The following is a 24,601-nucleotide window of genomic DNA, read 5'->3' on the forward strand; positions in this document are numbered from 1 at the left end:
GGTAACCTTTCCCTCGGAATCGTGGCGTACTTTGCTTCGGAATGGGCGGCGTACTTTGTGTCGGAATCGTGGCGTACTATGGAGCGGAATATCCAACAGCATTGTGAGATGTAAGAGTAGGGTATAGTTGTGATTTGCTTTCATTCTTTGAACTACTGATATTTACAACAACTATTTGACCATTTTTATCATATTGAATAGAGTTGTGATTTGCTTTCATTCTTTGAACTACTGATATTTACAACAACTGGTAACATCAAAATGAACGGTATAATTCAGTTGTGATTTGCTTTCATTCTTTGAACTACTGATATTTACAACAACTTTTTGCTAATAATATATCGGTTGCACCCCGTTGTGATTTGCTTTCATTCTTTGAACTACTGATATTTACAACAACATATCTTCTGGATATATTGAGGATTCAATAGTTGTGATTTGCTTTCATTCTTTGAACTACTGATATTTACAACAACTAAAATCACTCACTAATGCGCCGCTTGATAGTTGTGATTTGCTTTCATTCTTTGAACTACTGATATTTACAACAACTTTTACGTACAGGGAATGTAATATGAAAGTGTTGTGATTTGCTTTCATTCTTTGAACTACTGATATTTACAACAACCCTACCAATGGAAGGGAAGTCTTTCGTATAGTTGTGATTTGCTTTCATTCTTTGAACTACTGATATTTACAACAACTTGTATCAGTTTCAAATGGCAAAAGCAATGGTTGTGATTTGCTTTCATTCTTTGAACTACTGATATTTACAACAACTAAAGTTGTTGTTTCCTGAGCCGCAGACTGGTTGTGATTTGCTTTCATTCTTTGAACTACTGATATTTACAACAACCACAGGATTTACAATGTTAATATCAGGACTGTTGTGATTTGCTTTCATTCTTTGAACTACTGATATTTACAACAACCATTGTTGTAAGCATTTGCGATAGCTTCAAGTTGTGATTTGCTTTCATTCTTTGAACTACTGATATTTACAACAACAGATAAGTATTGAAGCGTAGATGCTGACCAGTTGTGATTTGCTTTCATTCTTTGAACTACTGATATTTACAACAACCAGGACCTACCAAAGGAACCTTACTTGCTAGTTGTGATTTGCTTTCATTCTTTGAACTACTGATATTTACAACAACCCAGAAAACATCAGTAGCGATCCGTATTAGTTGTGATTTGCTTTCATTCTTTGAACTACTGATATTTACAACAACATTACAGGTGCAACGGTTACGGATTACATAGTTGTGATTTGCTTTCATTCTTTGAACTACTGATATTTACAACAACAAATCACAAATGAGGATAATATGGAATTGAGTTGTGATTTGCTTTCATTCTTTGAACTACTGATATTTACAACAACCTGAGTTCTGACCACCAACCAAAGATAATAGTTGTGATTTGCTTTCATTCTTTGAACTACTGATATTTACAACAACGGATAGCCAGAGGGATTATAAACGCCAATAGTTGTGATTTGCTTTCATTCTTTGAACTACTGATATTTACAACAACTTGATCCTGCGCTGGATTCCCTCGCCAAAGTTGTGATTTGCTTTCATTCTTTGAACTACTGATATTTACAACAACGTGTAAATAATGAATCCTAACAACTACATAGTTGTGATTTGCTTTCATTCTTTGAACTACTGATATTTACAACAACGCATGATAGGTTTTACGTAGTATCAATCCTGTTGTGATTTGCTTTCATTCTTTGAACTACTGATATTTACAACAACAAAAGACAAGATAAGAAAGTATGAACAAATGTTGTGATTTGCTTTCATTCTTTGAACTACTGATATTTACAACAACTATCATGGAATGAAACAAAAACCTATGATAGTTGTGATTTGCTTTCATTCTTTGAACTACTGATATTTACAACAACCCTGCTTGAAGCTAATGGGATAATGGATAGGTTGTGATTTGCTTTCATTCTTTGAACTACTGATATTTACAACAACTTATTAACAAATCCATTCGATCCAGTCAGTGTTGTGATTTGCTTTCATTCTTTGAACTACTGATATTTACAACAACATTATCCGTTTAATTATAAATTCAATTACTGTTGTGATTTGCTTTCATTCTTTGAACTACTGATATTTACAACAACGAGATAGTTTTTATATTAGGTTTAGGCTTAGTTGTGATTTGCTTTCATTCTTTGAACTACTGATATTTACAACAACTGTAAATAATGAACCCTTGCAACTACATAGTTGTGATTTGCTTTCATTCTTTGAACTACTGATATTTACAACAACGAAAACCACATTAACCTTTGAATCATATTGGTTGTGATTTGCTTTCATTCTTTGAACTACTGATATTTACAACAACAGCTGTCAAGTCCTCGGTTTCAGCTCTTTAGTTGTGATTTGCTTTCATTCTTTGAACTACTGATATTTACAACAACAAATGCTTCCGCATTAATGACTGATGCACTGTTGTGATTTGCTTTCATTCTTTGAACTACTGATATTTACAACAACCAAAGATCGCATCGTTCTTGGCATTAGATAGTTGTGATTTGCTTTCATTCTTTGAACTACTGATATTTACAACAACTACCAACATCCTCATAATAAACATCATTCAGTTGTGATTTGCTTTCATTCTTTGAACTACTGATATTTACAACAACAGGAAGCTTTGTTTATAGTTACTGGTTTCAGTTGTGATTTGCTTTCATTCTTTGAACTACTGATATTTACAACAACTGTAAATAATGAACCCTTGCAACTATATAGTTGTGATTTGCTTTCATTCTTTGAACTACTGATATTTACAACAACTTACACAAATTGCCAACTTTGCAGGAATTAGTTGTGATTTGCTTTCATTCTTTGAACTACTGATATTTACAACAACAATTTTTCCGCTTGGTGATGTAATTTTATAGTTGTGATTTGCTTTCATTCTTTGAACTACTGATATTTACAACAACCTTTATCCTTAGTGAATTTGGCATCTGCTAGTTGTGATTTGCTTTCATTCTTTGAACTACTGATATTTACAACAACACCAACCAAAGATAATACAGATCGTACAGGGTTGTGATTTGCTTTCATTCTTTGAACTACTGATATTTACAACAACTAGGGGAGCTGAAACTATTGTCAGCCCCAAGTTGTGATTTGCTTTCATTCTTTGAACTACTGATATTTACAACAACGGCAGCATTATTTGGCGTTCAGGAAGAAAGGTTGTGATTTGCTTTCATTCTTTGAACTACTGATATTTACAACAACTTACTAAAGGATTTATATACTTATCCATCGTTGTGATTTGCTTTCATTCTTTGAACTACTGATATTTACAACAACTTCCTTTAACTTTAATTTAGCTAATGCAGAGTTGTGATTTGCTTTCATTCTTTGAACTACTGATATTTACAACAACATAAATCAAGTGCAAGTAAGCGATCTTCTAGTTGTGATTTGCTTTCATTCTTTGAACTACTGATATTTACAACAACGCAGAAGTGTCTAAATATAGGATTGAAGTAGTTGTGATTTGCTTTCATTCTTTGAACTACTGATATTTACAACAACTTGTTTTCAATAACTCATTATGGATGTGTAGTTGTGATTTGCTTTCATTCTTTGAACTACTGATATTTACAACAACTTCAATGGCTTGCAAGTCATTCCAACAGTTGTTGTGATTTGCTTTCATTCTTTGAACTACTGATATTTACAACAACCCTACCAATGGAAGGGAAGTCTTTTGTATAGTTGTGATTTGCTTTCATTCTTTGAACTACTGATATTTACAACAACTATTTCAATCTGTTCTTTATCTGCCAGTAGTTGTGATTTGCTTTCATTCTTTGAACTACTGATATTTACAACAACGCAGTTGGCTCTTAAGTTTGCGGCCTGGTTGTTGTGATTTGCTTTCATTCTTTGAACTACTGATATTTACAACAACCTCTATTTATTCAACAAGTTTAATTGAGCAGTTGTGATTTGCTTTCATTCTTTGAACTACTGATATTTACAACAACAAAATATTACGAGCGATTTGGATATATCTAGTTGTGATTTGCTTTCATTCTTTGAACTACTGATATTTACAACAACTAGGGGAGCTGAAACTATTGTCAGCCCCAAGTTGTGATTTGCTTTCATTCTTTGAACTACTGATATTTACAACAACCTGAGTTCTGACCACCGACTAAAGACAATAGTTGTGATTTGCTTTCATTCTTTGAACTACTGATATTTACAACAACTACATTTTCGTATGACTTAATCATTGACGAGTTGTGATTTGCTTTCATTCTTTGAACTACTGATATTTACAACAACTTGCCCCTGGAAGCTTCCATTCGGGCTTGGAGTTGTGATTTGCTTTCATTCTTTGAACTACTGATATTTACAACAACTTAAATAGGGATATATTTCAGGGTCATTTGTTGTGATTTGCTTTCATTCTTTGAACTACTGATATTTACAACAACTGCTCGTAAAGCATTGGTTACCGATATTGTGTTGTGATTTGCTTTCATTCTTTGAACTACTGATATTTACAACAACGGGGAATGTAAGTATGAAGGGGTGCTCTGTGTTGTGATTTGCTTTCATTCTTTGAACTACTGATATTTACAACAACGAAAAGCTTTAAAGACCTCGGGATCACTCCGTTGTGATTTGCTTTCATTCTTTGAACTACTGATATTTACAACAACAGTATTTCAGTCATCCATCCATCCCGTTCAGTTGTGATTTGCTTTCATTCTTTGAACTACTGATATTTACAACAACTTAAAACTATTGAAGAATCCAAACCCAATGGTTGTGATTTGCTTTCATTCTTTGAACTACTGATATTTACAACAACTTAGCCTGTATTGCCTTATTGATTCCATTTGTTGTGATTTGCTTTCATTCTTTGAACTACTGATATTTACAACAACAATTCAATTTTTAGTTACAGGCGATACAGAGTTGTGATTTGCTTTCATTCTTTGAACTACTGATATTTACAACAACGCATCAATCATTGCTTCTGTCAGCTGTGTGGTTGTGATTTGCTTTCATTCTTTGAACTACTGATATTTACAACAACTAGTATACGCAATTTGCTGCCCAATAACAAGTTGTGATTTGCTTTCATTCTTTGAACTACTGATATTTACAACAACTTTTTAAGTAATCCTAAAGTATCAACTGCAGTTGTGATTTGCTTTCATTCTTTGAACTACTGATATTTACAACAACAATTGGCGTTGAATATACTCAATCAAATGAGTTGTGATTTGCTTTCATTCTTTGAACTACTGATATTTACAACAACATTATTGCATAAATGGTTGCGTTTGACCGAGTTGTGATTTGCTTTCATTCTTTGAACTACTGATATTTACAACAACTTGTTTTCAATAACTCATTACGGATGTGTAGTTGTGATTTGCTTTCATTCTTTGAACTACTGATATTTACAACAACCTACCAATGGAAGGGAAGTCTTTTGTATAGTTGTGATTTGCTTTCATTCTTTGAACTACTGATATTTACAACAACCAATATATATTTCCATTACCAATTTTATAAGTTGTGATTTGCTTTCATTCTTTGAACTACTGATATTTACAACAACTCCTTTAATCCTTTAGATGCTAATTCAATAGTTGTGATTTGCTTTCATTCTTTGAACTACTGATATTTACAACAACTCACTCGGTTTTGAAATTGAACAATCTGGAGTTGTGATTTGCTTTCATTCTTTGAACTACTGATATTTACAACAACATCAATATAATCCAAACTAACAGGCAAATAGTTGTGATTTGCTTTCATTCTTTGAACTACTGATATTTACAACAACGGCTTTATGACAAAGCCTCTTCGAGTAATTGTTGTGATTTGCTTTCATTCTTTGAACTACTGATATTTACAACAACAAATAGCTCGCGGGCATTGGTTTATGAATAGTTGTGATTTGCTTTCATTCTTTGAACTACTGATATTTACAACAACTTAATTCAATTCCTACTATGGATCGATTGAGTTGTGATTTGCTTTCATTCTTTGAACTACTGATATTTACAACAACCTAAAGGGCTGGATGAATCTTATTTGTATGGTTGTGATTTGCTTTCATTCTTTGAACTACTGATATTTACAACAACATCGAGCGGAGTACGAGAAAGTAAATCGGAGTTGTGATTTGCTTTCATTCTTTGAACTACTGATATTTACAACAACTACTGTTGCAGCTACATGGGAAAGGTTAGGGTTGTGATTTGCTTTCATTCTTTGAACTACTGATATTTACAACAACATACCATGGTTCAAATTATTCATTATCAGTTAATTAAGTTCAGAATTAGGAATTAAAAAATCCGGTTGCATAGCTTCCGGATTTTAAATTCTAAAACAATTCCAATTGCTGTGGGGTATCCGGAAGCTCTTTTTCTTCCTTTCCATAAAATAATTCCATCATTCCGAATTGTTTATCTGTTATCGTCATGATACCTATATGGCCTTTTGGAGGCAGATTTTTTTTAACACGTTTGATGTGTACATCGGCATTTTCGCGACTGCTGCAATGCCTCAGGTATATGGAAAACTGGAACATAGCAAAACCATCTTTCATAATATCCTTACGAAATCTGCTTGAAATTTGCCTGTCTTTTTTTGTCTCAGTTGGCAAATCGAAGAAAACTAAGACCCACAAGATCCTGTATTCATTTAAACGCATTTATCAAAAAGGTAATTCCTTTTCATTAGCTGTATCGCTATTATTATCCTCTGGATCTTTTGACTCATTAACTTCATAATTATTCTCCGAATCCTTATAGTCAGTTATATTTTTTGCCCCGAAAATTTTAATTGCCGGATAGTTAATTCTTCTTAAGCTGCCTTCATAGCATTTTGCCAATGAGGATGTTGTGTTTTGCAGTCCAACCATTAATGGGCTTCTCCCTTTTTCAAACTGAACATCTAGAGTGGCTATTCCTAATAGTTGCGATTTGATGGAAGTCCCCAATTCTAAAAAGTTTTCACCTTTATCTATGATCTTTAATACAATCCGGTCGACATATGGACGATAAGGTTCCATAATATCATCGGCAAGGCAGTAGGCATTGTATTTATTTCGATGATGGATACCCAGGGTAGGGAGCAGGCCGGAACAAACCAATCCCCTTGCCACGATCGCTCTTAAAATGGCATATCCATAGTTTAACAGGTTATTGGGCGGATCACCTTCTCTTCCGCGAAAAAATTCTATTTTTTTCGGGAATACATTCTTCCAGTAATATGCTGCTGCCCGGCCTTCGTAATTATCCGGATCGCCCGAGCGTACAGACCGGGCCCAGTAAAGCATATTCTCATGTTCAATATTTCGTTCTGACAGAACCGCCGCTTGATTGAGTATTTTTGCCTGTATGGTCTGCTGCCAGAGTTGTTTTTTTAAAGGCTGAGATGCATCTATCTGGTATCTGAACCGTTCACTTTGTATATCATGGCCATCAATGGGCAGCATCATCCCGGTTGGGTGATGGGTATGGTTGCAGGTAATGATTGCCGCATTGTTCTCTAAGAGGGCAGCTATGGCGCCATGGGTGATTGTGATCTGCTGATGGTCAAGCAATACAATTCCAATATCTTCTATTGGGACAGTTTTTTTCGACTCTTTTTCTCCGGGAACTTTTAAATGGGGGAGATCTATTAATAGTTGATCCTGTTGCAGACTGAGATATGCCGGGTTTCCAAAATGTAAAGTTCTTTTTATCATATGGTCCCTATTTGACTGAAGATGTTATGCTTATATCACATAAATATAATTTATTACCGTGAAAATCAAAAATTTAATTTTTGATTTTCACGGTAATTTAGTGCAGATTCTGTAATTTATCAGTTAAAAAGTACGTCAAATTACTGCATTCTACTTTGCCATTTATTTTAAATGGCTTGCCTGACGGAATAATTACCCAGCCCTGATCCAGCCTAAGATCCTCCATCACCGAATAGAATCCTTTGGTGAGAACCGGGCTTGAGGAGTATTTGATCTCCAGTGCAAGTACTGGCTTAATGCCGTTTACAAGTAATACATCACATTCAGCACCGTGATGCGTACGGTAGAAATACAGGTCTAAATGATCTGGTTTTAGCTGAAAGATCTGTTCAATAACATATCCTTCCCATGAGGCCCCTACTCCAATGTTTAGTGGAAGTTCTGCCGATGTTCTTACCCTGTTCATAACATGCAGTAGTCCGCTGTCACGCAAATAAATTTTCGGTGATTTGACCAGCCTTTTATTGGTATTGACAAACCATGCAGGTAACTGCCGAATCAGAAATGCTCCTTCCAGAAAATCAAGATAGCGTTTTATGGTTGGTGCACTTATTCCTAATGAGCGTGCATATACTTCTGCATTCCATATACTTCCATTATTTGCTGCCAGCATATGCCAGAAATTGCGGATAAGTTTCTCCTGAAGGGCAACTCCAAATAATTGCGACAGATCCCGCTCGATATAGGTACGAATGAAATTTTCGGTCCATCGAATAAATGCCTGTTCAGTCTTAGCAAGCAGGGCAAGCGGAAATCCGCCCCTGAACCAATGCTGATCCTGACTAATACTGCTTTTTTTAGCTTCTAACAGGTTAATTGGGGCAAGCTCAATAAATGCAATTCTGCCTGCTAAGGATTCAGATACTCCTTTAATGAGATCTGGTGAGGCAGAGCCTGTAAGAATGAATCTCCCGGGTTTACGATAAGAGTCTATGATTGGCCGTAATTGCGCAAATAATTTGGGTGCACGCTGCACTTCATCCAAAATAATGCAATGATCTTTATACTGATCGAATATGTACTCCGGGTCCTGAAGTTTTGCAGCATCCGAATCGCTCTCGAGGTCAAAATATAAGATCTCTTTCTTTTGCTTTTTAACCAGGTCTTTTGCAAGAGTTGTTTTACCAACCTGCCTCGGACCTAAAAGTGCAATAGCCGGGAATTCTTTTAATAGGACGCTAATTTCTTTTGCTGCTAATCGTTTGATCATGAAAGCAAATATAATCATTAACCGTGAAAATCAAAAATTGAATATTTGATTTTCACGGTTAATGATTGGTGAAAACTGGAATAAAAAGAATACATATCCTTAATATGTTTTGATATATCAGGTAGACTCATTCCCAAGCAAAACATCCCCAGGATTTGCTTTCAACGCTTTCAGCCAGTATTGTTTAACGCTTCCGAGGTGCCTCAACCTAAATGGTACCCGACGAAGTGCGAATTACTTCCAATTTATCGTGCCATCCAAGTTAACTTTAAAATCATATTCCTCTACGTAAAAGTCATATTTTGCATAACCGAATCGTAATGTTGGTTTAGGTATTTCAAAGTCAACTTCAGATTCTGAATATTCTTCTTCAATTTTACTTCTTGCTTCTAAATGGTATTTAAAATTTAGACGGCCATCTTTTTCAAAGTTAGTATAGACATAAAGTCTTTTTGTCAATTCATTATTTGATATTTTCTTTAAATCATCATCCTTATCTCTTTTAAAAATTATTTTCATTCCATTTTCTAATACGTAGGTAAGTGTAAGATCCAATTGTTTTTTTCCTTTTGTAATAATAATTGATGGTTCAAATAGATCTTTGCCACTTTTTATACTGTTTGTAGACAGTACTTGTGCTGTTTCTAAAAGGTTTCTAAAGTCAAAATCTTTTTTATCATCTCCAATATATATTGCAAAATAACTATTTGTGGCATTGCTTGCATAATAGTTTTGCTTATAAGCTATTTTTGAAAGATTAGTTTGTTTTTTAATAATTAAAGGCTCTGAAACACTTGCCCAAACGCGAATGTGTCTTATCTTATTAACTTTATTACCCTTCTTATCAAACATATAGATTCCTTGCTCGAAAGCATCCTTTAAGTCACCTGCTTTTTCTACCTGCTTTCTTATCTGTGCTTTTAAGCCTTCGTCAACTATCTGCTTTTCTATTTCTTCTATTGTTTTAAATCCTGGAGTATTGCTGTCTTTTTTGTATTGAAATGGAACTCTAATTACATATTTAATTTTCTCGTCCAGAATAAAACTTCCTTTATCGTCTTTCAAAATAGTTCCTTTTTCATCTCTTTTTGCGGGCTTAATAGCGCCATAAAAAGTTTCTTGATGCAGTTGACCCCTGATACTATCTCCAGTTGCCCACATTGGTTGATTTGTTCCATCAATAAATTGTTCTTTTCCCCTTTTCCTGATTTTTCTCTTCGCTGGTGTTAATGCTTGACCGTTGGTAATGTTATTTATGAGTACTGAATCATCAATACCCCAAACAAACTCTCTTTTAAATCCTTTGTAGGGTTCTGTTTCAGTAAAAGGTTTTTTATTCTCTTTACATTCATAATATTTCTCCAAGACTGCATCACGTTTGGCAGCAATTGGAATTAAGGTTAGAACGGCTGCGTCTTTGGCATGGTGAGAATGTTTGCTCCTATCTTTCTTTTCATCAGGTACCTGTAGTTGATATATCTTTCTGAAGGCTGCCGTTACACTACCTTTTTGCACATCTACCTTTTCAAAAAAAGTTTTGAGGTAATGAAAGGCATATTTCGATATTAGCTGAGAATCTATCAGCTGGCTATTTTTGAAGCCGCTGGTAATTTCTACTAAAGTAAAGCGATCCACTTTGTTTTTCCAATAATCTAATTCCATTTGCCATAGGTGACGTTGGCGGATTGCATCATCTTTCCACTGTTTTTCAGATGCAGTCTTAGATTTAGTTTTCCAAAAATCAATTTGTTGTTTAATACGTTCTACTTTTTCTTTCCATTTTTCAATTCGTGGTAGAATTTCATCGTAACAATTTAACGTAAATGGGATTTGATTCTTTTTTACAGTGCGATTAAAATCGGCATAGCAAACGGTCATATTCGCTAAAGAGTTATCGAATGATTTACTTCTTGGTAATGTGTGTTCAAAGTCAATTACATTTTCATTAAATAGGTCTGAAATACTAATTATTTTGCCAGTATATATACATTGGCATCCTTGTTCCTTCCAAAGTCTGTATTTGTCAATCAACAATTTTTGCGTCGAAATTTGTTTATAAGATGATTTGATATTTTCTGACCATTTTATTCCCTTAACTTCTTTTTTTGCATCGGCAATTGCAGGCACAGTTTCTTCGTCGTTCTGTTCGTACCAGAGACGCATCTTATCTATGTCATTCTCATTTTTGCTATTAGCAGATATTTCCGGAATAGCATTTATAAGTTCTTCAATAGCCAATGCAAATTCTTGATTTTCAGCTTCACGTTGTCTCTGCCATGCTTCGATCGCCCACCGTTTGTTCGAGTCGTTTAATTCTCTAGCAACCTCTACTACAATCCGAGTATCACTATCTATTTGATCGGTTTCAATCATATAGTTCATCAATTTGCGTAATTCATGCAGTGTACGCATTGCCATTGGATTTTTAAAAGAGCCCGTTTTAGGACTTCCCAATTTTAAAATGCCATTCTCGTCTGGTTTCGCAGGGGGGTAAATATTTATTTCGGAAGGATGGTAAATTTTTTTTAGTTGCCCATCATTTACGTCAAAATGTACTTGAAGAAATTCAACTACTGTATCAATCAACTTCGGTAGCCGGTAGTAACCTGAATCAGTTTTATAGTAAAAATGATTGTCTGATATTATTTCGAAGTGCCTTTCACCTTTAATATCCTTTCTTGTTAAGCCGGATGTTTTAAAATATGCTTGGTAACACCTAGTAACAGTATTTACAATTTGCTCTTTATCTGCATCATTTTTTTCCTTCCATTTTTTTGATCCAAAAGTATCTTCAATTGCATTAAAAATATCTTGCTTATCTGAACTATTGAGTTGATAAGAACTGTCTTTAAAGCCAGATTTTTGATCCTGATTTTTATGTTGTGAAACAAGGTTATTTACAATATTCAAGATTGTTTTCTGTCGCCTGTTTTCATTAATTAAATCACTAATGTTCTCTAAAAATAATTGTTCGTTTTTGGTCCATAACTCATTACTAATTATAGACGGAATATTTGCTAATAGTACAGCTTCAGTATAAATTAGTCCTTTCTTTAGAAAATTATTAATTTTATTAATCGCATTAATGCTTAACATTCCATATCCAACGGGCATAGCATTCCATGCAATTACAAATTGTTTTGTTTGTACATCGTTCAGATTAAGTTTTTCTGTCGCAAATGCTGAAACAAATTCTTGATCTTCATAACTGAACAATACATGCCATATATCTTCAATATCGTAGTAAGACTTATTTGATTTTAGTGCTTTTTGTTTGGGGATTTGTATATGCATGTAATCCTCACCAAAAATCTCTTTAAGTCTTGCAGAAACAGGACAGCCTGTGACAGTGGTCTTAGGTTTGTAATTCAGTTCCCAATTATTTCCTTTAGTTATGATAAACTCAGCAATTTCCGCAAACGGAAAATAGCTTTTTGATTTCCTAAAAAACTTGTTTATATATATATCCTTTTTTAAATCAATTGGTAATGGTTGCCAATAGGCAGCTTTATCTTCAAGGGGTTTGTATTTAATATTGTTCAAAAAAGACCATGCTCTAAATGTTTCAAAATTGGGGTGGCTTACAGGAGCTCTATATTTACCAAGCTCTAAGGTGCATTTACCTATTAATCCTTTTTGCGAACGCAATGGACGCTTATAAAAGATACTGCCGTCATTTTTGTTTTTACCACTTTCTACCAACTTCATAAAGAGTTTATGATTTAAGTCTAGGTCTTGAAAATTAAAGATGTATTTAATTTCATCTTTATAATTTTCTCTTATTGCATATTGTGCAATACTTTCCCTTATCCTAACATTGTCGTTTTCTAGCAAAGCAAATAAATATCCTATGGTACTCGCTTGGGAATATTGTTTAAAAAGTTCACTAATTACTTTATTTTTCTTTTTTTCAGAATATTGCAAATCCACTACTTCGTTTTCGTCATCCTCTCTTTCCTTAACATCATCGGCCCCTTTACGACTACTTTTAAAACCTCTGCGCTGAGCTATATGGTATAATGCCCTGCCTAGCTTAAACCTATTTTCTTCTTTGTTAAAGTCAAGTTTTACTTCAGCCAATTCCTTGCGTAACTGGTAAGGACTTGAATATTCTGGTTTACCACAATTATTGAAGTCCAATTTTATCCAAGCATCAAATACGAGGTTATCGATAGGATAAACTCTTCCTCCATTATTGTTATTGAGTGCTTCTTCTTTACTGTAATGTCGCCATTTATTTAGGTCTTCCATACTCAAAGGGCAGTACCCTTCATTTATTAAATTTTCAAGCGTAGCCCACAACCTATATTTCCTTGATTGGTACAATCTGCGCATTGAACGTTTTTTTGTACGTTCAGCAGCATACGAGTATTCCCCAGTTTTTCCTAAGCCTACACCTTTATTAAAAGTCAATACACCAAATTTTTCAATTTGATTTTCGGTGAGATCAGGGTTTCTTAAGGCCCATCCTATTGAATTTGTACCTAGGTCGAGAGCGAAAATTTTTTTCATATTTTTTTTAAATTAATAACTATCTTTGAGTTGCAAATCACAATAAGGCTATAAGCCGAAGATTTTCTTGGCCCTGCTTCGGTGGGGCTTTTTTGTAGTTAAGATGAATTCAGCAGGCGTTAATTTGACTTATTTATAAAACCTTAAAATACTAATTGAAATAGCAATTAATTATATTTTTAATTAAGATTGTCGTTAACGTATTTCAACTAATTTAATATTTTTAATAAATAATCAAGGATTTTTCAATAGTAATTATTCCGTTGTGAAAACATTAAGTTGCCCTCGACTTTAACGGGGGCATTTTTTTTGAAAAAAAAATACAGTTGAAAAACTGTAATTTTGATCAATTAGAATTAAGAAATTTTATAGAATTCCTATCCATCTCTTCAATCCCCATACCTCTCCAACCCCATCGCAGGCTTCCACCCGGATTTAGGTTCATAATAGTTCCATAACAATTTAGAAAGGTTTCTGATTAGCCGGTAACCTTCATTATCCGGAGTCCAGCTTTCATCCTCCTGGTTTTTGGTGGCGATGCAGAATACATAATCGCCATGCGGGGCGTTGACCAGTACTACCTCTGATCTGGCACGGTTTACAGCGCCTTGTTTAGATGCCGCCTGTATATAGGGTGGAATCTCTGAAAGGGCCTCAGCATCCCAATAGATCCTGATCATGTTGCGATACATACGCTCGCTCGCTGCAGGGCTAACTGCCTGCCCTTCCCTGATCTTTTTTACTAATAAAGCCATTTCTCTGGGAGTGGTTTGTCCCCAGCCATAAAGCTTCTGGTATGCTTGTCGTCCGGCGGTTCTCGAATTCAGGCGGGTATGTTCAAAACCGTTTTCAGCCAGCCATTTATTGATATGCTCAGAACCAACTAGTTTTTGCAGCCATAAACTTGCAGTATTATCACTCGTAGTGATGCTGAGCATCTGAACCTTGCTCAACTGTATCTTTTCACCATCCTTGAATGAACCCAGAATATCTTCTCCAGCATAGAGTAAACTATCGCGATAAGTAAGGCTCTGATGATAGCTTAATTCTTTCTTTTCAATTTTATCAAATACCCCGCACATAATGGGAACTTTTATCATGCTTGCCGTTGGAAAAATGGTGTCTGCATTGATGGCCGCAACTCTGCCGGTTCTTAGGTTTTGCACGTAAATTCCGGCATCGCCCTTGAAATCCTTTACGAGCTTATGCAATTCTTTTGTTAGTCTTTTGTCCGTTCTGGTTTGAGAGCCAGCTGTATAAACCAGACATAAAAGTGTAACAAAAAGTACGATCGATTTTCTTATCATAATGATTAATTCAATTAATCAAACATCAATAAATATAAGCTTGAAATCAAATATGTATTTTTGTCAAAACCTGAATTCATGAAATTTCTTCGTTTGCTCTTGTTTCCATTTTCAATCCTTTATGGTATTGGGGTTTTACTTCGAAATCTGGCATATGATTATGGGATATATAAGTCCAGGAAATTTCAATTGCCAGTTATTTCTGTAGGTAATTTAGCCGTTGGAGGTTCGGGTAAAAGTCCTATGACTGAATATCTCATACGCATATTGAAGTGGGATTTTACACTTGCAGTGGTTAGCAGGGGCTATGGAAGGAAGACAACCGGATTCCGCTTTGTTGATATAAGAGATTCTTTTGAAGATACAGGAGATGAGCCACTTCAGATCAAACGAAAATTTGAGGGTATAACTGTAGCAGTTTGTGAGGACAGGGTGGATGCGATCGAATACATAGCATGGGAAAATGAAGTGATCATTCTGGATGATGCTTTTCAGCATAGGGCAGTAAAGCCCGGTTTAAATATTCTGCTCTTTGAATATTCCTCTTTTCAGAGCTTTCAATTATTATTGCCTGCCGGAGATCTGAGGGAACCCATGTCAGCAAAGAAAAGGGCTGAGGTGATTGTGGTTACTAAGTGTCCGCAGGGCATAGATGAATCCCAAAAACAGGTAATTGCTAAAAAATTAGATCTGAGACCAGAACAACATCTGTTTTTTTCATTTTTGAAGTATGGAACTTTGAAGTCTCTGTATGACGACAGGCTTTCAAGGCCACTTAGTTCATTGAATAATTCAGAGAAGATCATTTTGCTGTCCGGAATTGCTAATCCCATTCCATTACTCAATGAGCTGAATAGTTTTAATGCTGAGGTGACTCACCATGAGTATCCCGATCATCATGATTTTACCGGGAAAAATATTGCTAAACTTGTACGGGCATTTAACAAGCTTGAAGCCGGAGAAAATGTGATCATAACAACCGAAAAAGACGCCCAGAGATTAAGCTCAAAAGAGTTTCAAAAACAATTGTCAGGTATTCCTGTTTTTTACCTTCCTGTCGAAGCGGATTTTAATGAACCGGAAAAAACTTCCTTTAATAATTTAATAATAGAATATGCATCAAAACCTGCAGTTAACAAAGGATTATATTAAACGTAAAATCGGCGATTTTGAGCCGGAAATAGGAATTATTTTAGGTACAGGCTTAGGCGGACTGGTAGAAGATATTGAGATTCTGCATAAATTGATGTATTCCAATATTCCAAATTTTCCAATATCTACCCTTGAGTTTCATTCCGGAAAATTAATATTTGGAATCCTTAGCGGTAAGAGGGTAGTTGCCATGCAGGGCCGCTTACATTATTATGAGGGCTATGATATGAAGCAGATCACCTTTCCTGTGAGGGTAATGAAACTGCTTGGAATCCAGAAATTATTTGTTTCCAATGCAAGCGGTGCATTAAATCCGGCTTACAAAAAAGGAGATCTGATGATCATAGATGACCATATCAATATGCAAACTGACAATCCTTTGCGCGGACGTAATTCAGATGAATTGGGACCGCGATTCCCTGATATGAGTGAGCCTTATAATAGGGAGATGATCGCCAGAGGTATGGGAATAGCAAAGAAAAACAATATTACCTGTCATCAGGGAGTTTATGTGTCTGTGAATGGCCCTAATCTTGAAACCAGAGCGGAATACCGGTTTTTGCGTAATATTGGTGCCGATGCTGTTGGAATGAGTACGGTACCTGAGGTAATTGTTGCTAATCATATGTCATTACCTGTTTTTGCGATTTCGGTTCTTACGGATGAAGGTTTTCCGGATACCCTACAGGCTGTTTCACTCGAAGAGATAATCAAAACTGCTGTAGAGGCAGAGCCAAAAATGACAAAGATTTTAAAAGATCTTATCCTGGAACTTTAATGATCAAACGCTTAGTATTCGGGTCTTTTTTATTGCTGTATATCTTCAGCTCTGATGCTTTTGCTCAGCGGACTATCCGTGCAGAAGGTGGCGGCGGAGCAGGTATGCGATCAGGTTCAGGCAGAGATTCAGGAACGGGTACGCAGGATGGTCAGGAAATGAAGGAAGATTCAATTATTTATACCTCTAAATATATCAGGTATACTAATCTAAAAATATTAAAGGATGGAACTCAAACCCGTCCGATAGATACCACACTCACTAATTTTCAGAATTATAGTCCCATTTATAGATTTGACAAGCCTACTGTCGGACTGGGAAGTGCAGGACTTGCCTACAGGGAATTGCTTTTCAATCCTACTAAGACCATTGGATTTGATGCCGGTTTTCATTCGCTGGATGCCTATCGTCTAACCCAGGACTCAATGAAGTTTTTCAGGGCAAGAACACCATATACAGAGCTTTATTATGTCAATGGCCGGACTCAGGAGCAAACATTCAAAGTTATTCATTCCCAAAATATTAAGCGCAATCTCAACGTAGGTGCAATGTATAACCGTTTGGGTGCGGAAGGTTTATACGTAAATCAGAAGGCCGATCATCTGAATGCAGCTTTGTTCGCCTGGTATGAATCGCCAAATAAGCGTTATAATATCATTGGGGATGTGATCTTTAATACAATAAAGGCCGGAGAAAATGGTTCAACAACCAATGATACTATTTTTAAAAGTGATCCGATTGATAAAATTGCAGTACCTGTTCGTTTAAAGGCCACTGGAACAGATCGTCCTATGCAGATCTGGCGACAAACACAGTTCTTCTTTAAACAATTCTATTATATTGGAAGAATAGACAGTCTGCCTGATACGGAAGCTGCCGAGAAAATATTACCTACCCAGCGTTTTTCGCATGCCTTAACCTATACCAAAGATCGCTTTAAATTCTATCGGAATGAGGAGGATGTTTTTGGCGCATTTCCGATACTCCCTTCCCAATCATTTACTGAAACCAATGATTCTACAAAGGTGTCGAATCTAAGGAATGAATTTAATTATAGTTTTTACCTGAGAGGAAAGGCACTTAGTTTTATAAAAAATGAGTTAAAGCTTGATCTGGGATTACAAAATGATATTTACCGGTACGAACAGCTTGATTACAGATCGAATTTTTCAAATACCAGCTTAAAGGCCGGCCTCGCATACAGGTTCAGCGATAAGGTAAGTATTGAAGCAGACCTGAACCAGGTCGCACAGGGAAAGCATGCAGGCGATTTTCTGTATGAAGCCAATACGAGCTTTTTATTGAGTAAATCTGTCGGGAGGATAATACTTGGTGCCTATGTTCAGAATAAGTCGCCTGAACAGATGTATGAACGGGTAAACTACCAATATCATAGCTGGGACAAGAGTTTCGACAGGACAAAAGTGAGTAATCTTTCCTTTTTATACGAAAATCTAAAATATAAACTGGCTGCAAAAGCCGAATATTTCCTGATGAATAATTACTTGTATTTCAAGGAAACAACCAGTGCAAAGCAGATTCTGCCTGAACAAACCGGTACCAATATCAATTTGATTAAGATCACCCTTTCCAAAGATTTCAGGATGGGCAAGTTTAATCTCAATAATTATATTGTCTACCAAAAAACTGATTTTCAGGATATTTTAAGAACTCCGGAGATATATTCTTACAATAGCTTTTTTTACGCCACTAAGTTTTTCAAAGTATTATCAACAAACATAGGTTTTGATGTGCGATTTAATACACCATTTAAAGCGCCTGCTTATGCGATCAATGTAAGCCAGTTCTATAATGATAATGCATCACTTGAATACTCAACTTATCCGGTTGTAGATGTATTTGTTAGAGCGACATTAAAACGCTCCAATCTGTTTATAAAGTACGATTATGTCAATCAGGGGATGCTTTCGAACGGTTATTATACTGTCAGGGGATATCCGATGCAGGATAAATTATTGAAGTTCGGGGTAAGCTGGAAGTTTTATAATTAGTTGTTACATGATGTCTGAGGTATGAGGTCAGAAAAGTTACTGCTAATTTTAGATTAGCACTTCATTGTCCTGGTTCCTGGTTCCATTTGTCTGTTATCTGTAATCAGGTTTTCTGCTTTTTTTTCTTTGCTGCAGGGAATAGGACATTGTTCAGGATTAGTCTGTATCCTGGTGAGTTGGGATGCAGATTCAGGTCGGTAGGAGGGTCTCCAACCATGTGCTGATAATCTTCAGGGTCGTGCCCGCCGTAAAATGTCCATTGGCCCTTACCAAACTCACCATGAATGTATCTGGCTTCATCGCTTGCCTTGGTTTCACCCATTACTAAAACATTTGGCTTGATCACGTTTTTTCTGAAGGCAGTTGTTTGACCCATAAAGCCCTTCACCACTTTATCATGGTTTTGGGTAAGCATAGTTGGTACGATATCCCATTTGGCAGAGAAATCAAAAAGCGTAAAAAAGTCGTTCGTTCTGTTTAAAGATTGGGATCGTACAGGAGTAGCATCAATATTTGAAAATTCATTGTTTGCCGGATTAAGATCGAGACTGAAATTCTGAAAGGCCAGTGTTTGGTTGAAATCGAGTTTTGACTGAGCTTTAGGATCTGCAGCATCTCCGTCAAAAACGCGTTCAGCAATATCGGTTCCATTGGCTGCCAGGGCAATATCAATTGTTTCGGGGCCCGAGCACATGGCAAACATAAAACCTCCCCCTGAACAGAAATTGCTAATATTTCTGGCAACTTCCAGCTTCATTTCCGAAACCTTTTTGAAGCCATTTCTCTTTGCTGTAGCTTCCTGAAGCTTAACATCTTCAATATACCAACCTGCATTTCTGAAAGCACTCCAAAATCGGTTGTATTGTCCTGTGAAATCTTCATGATGCAGGTGTAGCCAGTCGTATTTGGGCAGGTCGCCCTTCAATACCTCATCATCATATATTATTTCGTAGGGTATTTCAGCATAGCTGAGTACCATGGTTACGGCATCATCCCAGGGTAATTTATTTTTCGGAGAGTACACCGCTATTTTGGGTTCTTTTTCGAGCTTGACCATTTCCATGTTTACCGAAGGGTCGGTAATTTCATTTAAAATGGCATTCACCTTTGCATCGGCAATAACTTCATAGGAAACTCCACGGATCTTACATTCAGATTCCATGGTCTGCGAATATTTCATGAGGAAACTACCACCGCGGTAATTCAGAAGCCAGTCGGTTTCAAGACCATTTTTCAATGCCCAATAGGTAATTCCATAGGCCTTTAAATGATTTTTCTGTTCTTCATCCATAGGAATGAGAATAGAGGCAGCCCTGCACACTGTAGTAAAAAGTATTATTAGAAGCGTTAAACGGGCTTTTAGCATGTCAAGTATTAACGTTAAGATTGTATTAAAGTTATAAAAAGAAGAAGATATTCATAGAATTTTAGCAATTGCCTGAAATAATTAACTTTGTCAACCAATTATAAGGATTGAACTATGAGCAAAGCAATTATAAAAACTGAAAAAGGTGACATGACCGTGCAATTTTATGATAAAGATGCCCCTAATACAGTGGCAAATTTTCTGAAATTAGCGAAAGAAGGTTATTATGATGGTGTGACATTCCATCGTGTAATCAATGACTTTGTTGTTCAGGGTGGTGATCCAACAGGAACAGGCGCTGGTGGTCCGGGTTACAGTATTGATTGTGAACTGGAAGGCGAAAATCAATTTCATGACAGGGGTGTCCTTTCAATGGCGCATGCCGGAAGAAATACAGGAGGTTCCCAGTTCTTTATCTGCCATAGCCGCAATAATACAGCTCACCTTGATCGTAATCATACTTGTTTCGGCAAGGTTGTTGAGAATGTAGATGTGGTGGATGATATCCGTCAGGGCGATAAGATATTAGGAATAGAAATAATTGAAGAATAGATATTAGATTTGAGATATGAGATTTGAGTATTTACAAATACTTTTTCAGAAATCTCATATCTCATATCTGATATCTCAAATCTAAAAAAGCATATGAATTTAAGAGGACTAGTTTCCGTTTCCGGCAAACCGGGGTTATTCAAATTGATCGGCCAGAATAAATCAGGCTTTATCCTGGAAACACTGGATGAACTTAAGAATAAAATTGTAGTGAATATAAGTACTGCAAAAATGGCCTCATTAGAAGATATTACCGTTTTTGGTGATAATACAGATCTGAAATTGAGCGATATATTTTCCAAAATGAAGGAAAGTAAGAATATTCCTGATCCTAAATCTGCGGATGGTAAGGTATTACGTTCTTTTTTTACAGAAGTTGCCCCAGAACATGATCAGGAACGTGTTTATGCTTCAGATATGAAAAAGATCATTACCTGGTTCAACACCATTAAGGATCTTCCATTATTTGAAGAAGCTGCACCTGAACCTATTTCAGAGGGTGCTGCTACTGAGTCTTTAGTTAAAAAGCCTGAGCCTGTCGCTATGGAGAAACCAAAGGCTACCAAGGCTCCCGTGAAAAGTGCAACAAGGCTTTCTCAAAAATCTAAATAATTAGATATACCATATTCAGGGTACTATTTCTCCATAAGAGAATAGTGCCCTTTTTTATTGGATCAGAAGAAGTATAAGATTGCAGCTCCTAAGGCCAGGCCAATCAGAACAAAGATCCAGAATTGCTTCTTTTCCTTACTTGGATTGGCGTATTTGAACCTATAGTTTCTTTTATAATCTGTCATATTTACTGACTTAATCGTGATGGTAAGGTTCTCCCTTTAATATGGTATAAGCACGATATAATTGTTCCGCAAAGAACAGGCGAATCATCTGGTGTGAAAATGTCATTTGCGAAAGCGATATTTTATCATTACTTCTTGAATAAACTTCATCACTGAAGCCATAGGGGCCTCCAATGATAAATACCAGATGCTGCTGACCGCCAACCATTTTCTTATTTAAATATACGGAAAAGTCTTTGGATGAAAACTCTTTTCCATTCTCATCCAGCAGAATAACATGGTCTGTACTTTGAATGTTTTTAAAGATCAATTCAGCTTCCCTGCTCTTTTGCTGTTCTTTTGAAAGGCTTTTAGTATTTTTCAGTTCCGGTATCTCAGTAATCTTGAATGGGATATAATGTTTCAGCCGTTTAAAATAGATATCAATACCCTCAATAAGATATTTGTCCTCTGTTTTGCCGATGGTGAGAAGGGTGATCTTCATTATCTCAATAGGGTTACCGAACCTGATTTTTTAATGATGTTTGAATTGAAATCAGTGGCATCAATTACATAGTAATACGTTCCTACTGGCAGGAGCTCGTTTTTAAAAAATCCTTTCCAGTGATCAAATATATCGTTTGAAAGAAACAAAGGTACTCCATAACGGTTAAATATCTGGATCCTGTAGGTTTTAATATTGGTCATGCTGATCACAAATTCATCATTCACCGCATCGTTGTTGGGAGTAAATGTATTTGGGACGAACAGGATATTATCTGCGCTGATCATGAATTGCCCCTTGACAATTGAAGCGCTGCAGACAGAACTTTTAAACACAGTAAGTGTTACGTCAAAATTCCCAACACTGTTGTAGATATGCTCGGGATTCGTATCGGTAGAGGTATTCCCATCCCCAAAATCCCATAAATATGCATCAGCATCTTTTGATTCATTAAAAAATCTGACCCGTATTGGAATGGATAACCTGGATGGTAATCCAGGTTCTGCCCGGAATGCAGCAGTTGGGTTCTGATAAATGGGTGGCACAACTACACTTACAGCCTCTGTGCTGCAATTTCCTCTACTGATGGTTACTGTGTAGGTTCCGGCAACCAGGGGACTTGTAACCGCTACCTGTGGTGTTCTTTGGTCGGATGTGAAATTATTGGGCCCCGTCCAGCTATAAACAGCATCTGTTTGTAAGGGTGTGCTTAGACGGATGGTATCCGCTAAGCAAAAATCTGGTTTGTTGACCGTTATTACCGGGCGAAGGGGACTTAATGCAACGATTAGTTCCTGGCTAAAAATGCTGATACAGCCTGAACTTCCCTCAGCCTCAAGAATAATGGTTTTTACCCCGGAACTTGAATAAGTGATGGTGTTTATAGGATTGCTGTTACCCGGTAAAATACTTGCGCCTTCTCCAAAATTCCAGCGCAGTCTTGTATAATTCTGTGAACTGTTAGTAAATGTAAATGTTTGCTGTGGCGTACATGGATTGGTGCTTGAGCTGATAAATGATGCTGTTGGAGTTTGCCCGATAGGAGGGACTGTAACTGATCTGGGGTCTGAAGTACAGCCGTTGATCGTCACGCTAAGGGTATAAATACCTGCTTTATTTGCATTGTCAACCAGGATATTGATTTCCTGTAAGCTTGAAGTAAATCCATTTGGTCCTGTCCATGAGTAAGTTGCATCAGCCTGTAAGGGGGTATTCAGGATGATATTTTCGCCAATACAATACCTGGGTTTCAGGCCATTGATCAAGGGGAGATCAGGTTTTAGTCCAACCAGAAAGGATTCTGTTATTCCAACTGAGCAACCATCTTCATTAAAAACCTGTAGAACGGCAGTTTTAAAGCCAGGGCTTGAATAACTGATCACCGGTGGATTAGGATCTGTTGATGAAGCAAGGCTGGCTCCTTCGCCAAAAAACCATTGTACCCGTGTATAGTTTGCAGATCCTGTACTCGTAAAGGTGAAATTCTGGTTAATAGTGCATGGCTGGTTTTTAGCGAGATTAATTTTAGCTACCGGCCCTTCAAATTCACCCATTCCTCCGAACTCAATTTTAAAGCCATTATTTCCGTTCGAGAAATTGTCAACCAATAGAGCATAGGTATGTCCCTGCTGCATGTCTATATATTTTAGGTATCCGTCTTGTCCGCCACGTCCGCAGCCCGATAATTCGGATAGGTCGGTCGAGGTCAGGTTCATTCCTGTTTTAAAATAAAGGGGTTCGTTTGGGCAATCCCTATTATCCACACCATGTCCTACGGCACATCTTAACAATGTTTTTGTATTAAAGTCACCCGATGGTCCCAGATCATATAAGATCCAGTCGATATCATCTGTATTAACCGTTGGAGTGATGTCCATGGTCAATGTGCCATTGTTTGCGGCAGTCCATTTATACCAAACGGAATTGGATTCGGTGCCTAGACATGAACCGGCCGATTCTGTATTTTTTGTACCAGCACCTGAAACGTTACTTTCTGTAAAGGTTCTTTTATCACATAAAATAGAGGCGGTTTCAAAATCCTGCCCGGCTTTTAATGGGGCAAAATAATTATCGATACATAGTTTAAAGGTTCCTGTATTGTTATTTCTGGCACTCACCCGGATGTAATATTGTTTTCCTACGATCAGGGCTCCTTTATAATAAGTAGAAACAGATGTCCCGGCAGCAAGGGATCCAACCTGAGAGGAGAATGATGTAGAATTGCCCAGAGTATCAATGGTATAAAGGGCAATAAGTGGATTTTGAAGGGTGCCTCCGGTTGTTCCTCCACCAGTGCTGTTACCTGTTACTGTAACATTGAGATCATATGCACTGGCTGTAAATTTGAACCAGACATCCCTGCCTGTTTCATTTGCTGGCCATTGCGGTGCGGTTCCAAAAATGCCTTCATCTATTGCATTAAGATTTGAGTAGCCTGCTTCAGCAGAGCATTTCGATGGGTCTGTTAAAGGAATGGCCTTGTCAAAACTGTCGTTCGCAGGTTGGGCATAGACAATAGAAATTGTGGTGGACAAAAGTAAAAGGAGTAAAATGTATTTCAATTTTATGATCATGCCTGTTACGAAAATACGT

Annotated in this window: 13 protein-coding genes and 1 CRISPR repeat array; of the genes, 5 read left to right on the forward strand and 8 right to left on the reverse strand. The window is 36.6% G+C overall.

The genetic code is table 11. From position 1 onward, the window contains the following. The first annotated feature begins 126 nt into the window (after positions 1-126). Positions 127-6,321: direct repeats of the CRISPR family, unit length 46 nt; unit sequence GTTGTGATTTGCTTTCATTCTTTGAACTACTGATATTTACAACAAC. A 90-nt stretch (positions 6,322-6,411) separates the two neighbouring features. From cas2 to BLR27_RS10385, 5 genes are all read right to left on the reverse strand, one after another. Next, the gene (gene cas2 / locus BLR27_RS10365; RefSeq protein WP_090704560.1) at positions 6,412-6,741 is read right to left on the reverse strand and encodes a CRISPR-associated endonuclease Cas2; all 330 of its coding nucleotides are present in this window, start codon (positions 6,739-6,741) and stop codon (positions 6,412-6,414) included. 3 nt (positions 6,742-6,744) lie between these two features. After that, on the reverse strand, positions 6,745-7,779 hold the full coding sequence (gene cas1 / locus BLR27_RS10370; RefSeq protein ID WP_090704562.1) for a type II CRISPR-associated endonuclease Cas1: 1,035 nt from the start codon (positions 7,777-7,779) through the stop codon (positions 6,745-6,747). A gap of 97 nt (positions 7,780-7,876) precedes the next feature. Next, positions 7,877-9,049: an ATP-binding protein gene (locus BLR27_RS10375; RefSeq protein WP_090704730.1), complete on the reverse strand. Its 1,173-nt coding sequence runs from the start codon at positions 9,047-9,049 to the stop codon at positions 7,877-7,879. A 234-nt stretch (positions 9,050-9,283) separates the two neighbouring features. Beyond that, on the reverse strand, positions 9,284-13,561 hold the full coding sequence (gene cas9 / locus BLR27_RS10380) for a type II CRISPR RNA-guided endonuclease Cas9 (RefSeq protein ID WP_090704564.1): 4,278 nt from the start codon (positions 13,559-13,561) through the stop codon (positions 9,284-9,286). Between the two features lie 389 nt (positions 13,562-13,950). Further along, entirely contained in the window at positions 13,951-14,868 is a 918-nt protein-coding gene (locus BLR27_RS10385; RefSeq protein WP_090704566.1) for a serine hydrolase, read from the reverse strand. 78 nt (positions 14,869-14,946) lie between these two features. On the opposite strand from BLR27_RS10385, the gene lpxK reads away from it, so the two are divergent. From lpxK to BLR27_RS10400, 3 genes are read left to right on the forward strand one after another with little or no spacing between them, the layout of a single operon-like run. Further along, a complete protein-coding gene (lpxK, locus tag BLR27_RS10390) occupies positions 14,947-16,020 on the forward strand; it encodes a tetraacyldisaccharide 4'-kinase (protein ID WP_090704569.1) in 1,074 nt (357 codons plus the stop codon). Next, the gene (locus BLR27_RS10395; RefSeq protein ID WP_090704571.1) at positions 15,983-16,798 is read left to right on the forward strand and encodes a purine-nucleoside phosphorylase; all 816 of its coding nucleotides are present in this window, start codon (positions 15,983-15,985) and stop codon (positions 16,796-16,798) included. The genes lpxK and BLR27_RS10395 overlap by 38 nt, the downstream gene beginning before the upstream one ends. After that, a complete protein-coding gene (locus tag BLR27_RS10400) occupies positions 16,798-18,810 on the forward strand; it encodes a putative porin (protein WP_090704573.1) in 2,013 nt (670 codons plus the stop codon). The genes BLR27_RS10395 and BLR27_RS10400 overlap by 1 nt, the downstream gene beginning before the upstream one ends. A 103-nt stretch (positions 18,811-18,913) precedes the next feature. Here the strand turns inward: BLR27_RS10400 and BLR27_RS10405 are convergent, their stop codons facing one another. Beyond that, the gene (locus BLR27_RS10405; RefSeq protein WP_221406322.1) at positions 18,914-20,101 is read right to left on the reverse strand and encodes an asparagine synthetase B; all 1,188 of its coding nucleotides are present in this window, start codon (positions 20,099-20,101) and stop codon (positions 18,914-18,916) included. Positions 20,102-20,290: 189 nt separating this feature from the next. Between BLR27_RS10405 and BLR27_RS10410 the strand changes: the two genes are divergently transcribed. Both BLR27_RS10410 and BLR27_RS10415 read left to right on the forward strand, forming a co-directional pair. Next, positions 20,291-20,728, forward strand: coding sequence for a peptidylprolyl isomerase (locus BLR27_RS10410; RefSeq protein ID WP_090704579.1), 438 nt, complete (start codon positions 20,291-20,293; stop codon positions 20,726-20,728). 93 nt (positions 20,729-20,821) lie between these two features. Beyond that, a complete protein-coding gene (locus tag BLR27_RS10415; RefSeq protein ID WP_090704581.1) occupies positions 20,822-21,340 on the forward strand; it encodes a DUF5606 family protein in 519 nt (172 codons plus the stop codon). 195 nt (positions 21,341-21,535) lie between these two features. Here the strand turns inward: BLR27_RS10415 and rlmH are convergent, their stop codons facing one another. Continuing rightward, complete coding sequence (rlmH, locus tag BLR27_RS10420) at positions 21,536-22,009, reverse strand: 23S rRNA (pseudouridine(1915)-N(3))-methyltransferase RlmH (RefSeq protein WP_090704583.1); 474 nt, start codon at positions 22,007-22,009, stop codon at positions 21,536-21,538. Next, a complete protein-coding gene (locus BLR27_RS10425; protein WP_176767671.1) occupies positions 22,009-24,543 on the reverse strand; it encodes a gliding motility-associated C-terminal domain-containing protein in 2,535 nt (844 codons plus the stop codon). The genes rlmH and BLR27_RS10425 overlap by 1 nt, the downstream gene beginning before the upstream one ends. Between the last annotated feature and the right edge of the window lie 58 nt (positions 24,544-24,601).

The sequence above is a fragment of the Daejeonella rubra genome, assembly GCF_900103545.1.
Lineage (GTDB): Bacteria > Bacteroidota > Bacteroidia > Sphingobacteriales > Sphingobacteriaceae > Daejeonella > Daejeonella rubra.

Bases quoted from the DNA above. Each gene is read 5' to 3' on its own strand.
- cas2 (WP_090704560.1), bottom strand. From the start codon at position 6,741: ATGCGTTTAAATGAATACAGGATCTTGTGGGTCTTAGTTTTCTTCGAT.
- cas1 (WP_090704562.1), bottom strand. From the start codon at position 7,779: ATGATAAAAAGAACTTTACATTTTGGAAACCCGGCATATCTCAGTCTG.
- BLR27_RS10375 (WP_090704730.1), bottom strand. From the start codon at position 9,049: ATGATCAAACGATTAGCAGCAAAAGAAATTAGCGTCCTATTAAAAGAA.
- cas9 (WP_090704564.1), bottom strand. From the start codon at position 13,561: ATGAAAAAAATTTTCGCTCTCGACCTAGGTACAAATTCAATAGGATGG.
- BLR27_RS10385 (WP_090704566.1), bottom strand. From the start codon at position 14,868: ATGATAAGAAAATCGATCGTACTTTTTGTTACACTTTTATGTCTGGTT.
- lpxK (WP_090704569.1), top strand. From the start codon at position 14,947: ATGAAATTTCTTCGTTTGCTCTTGTTTCCATTTTCAATCCTTTATGGT.
- BLR27_RS10395 (WP_090704571.1), top strand. From the start codon at position 15,983: ATGCATCAAAACCTGCAGTTAACAAAGGATTATATTAAACGTAAAATC.
- BLR27_RS10400 (WP_090704573.1), top strand. From the start codon at position 16,798: ATGATCAAACGCTTAGTATTCGGGTCTTTTTTATTGCTGTATATCTTC.
- BLR27_RS10405 (WP_221406322.1), bottom strand. From the start codon at position 20,101: ATGGATGAAGAACAGAAAAATCATTTAAAGGCCTATGGAATTACCTAT.
- BLR27_RS10410 (WP_090704579.1), top strand. From the start codon at position 20,291: ATGAGCAAAGCAATTATAAAAACTGAAAAAGGTGACATGACCGTGCAA.
- BLR27_RS10415 (WP_090704581.1), top strand. From the start codon at position 20,822: ATGAATTTAAGAGGACTAGTTTCCGTTTCCGGCAAACCGGGGTTATTC.
- rlmH (WP_090704583.1), bottom strand. From the start codon at position 22,009: ATGAAGATCACCCTTCTCACCATCGGCAAAACAGAGGACAAATATCTT.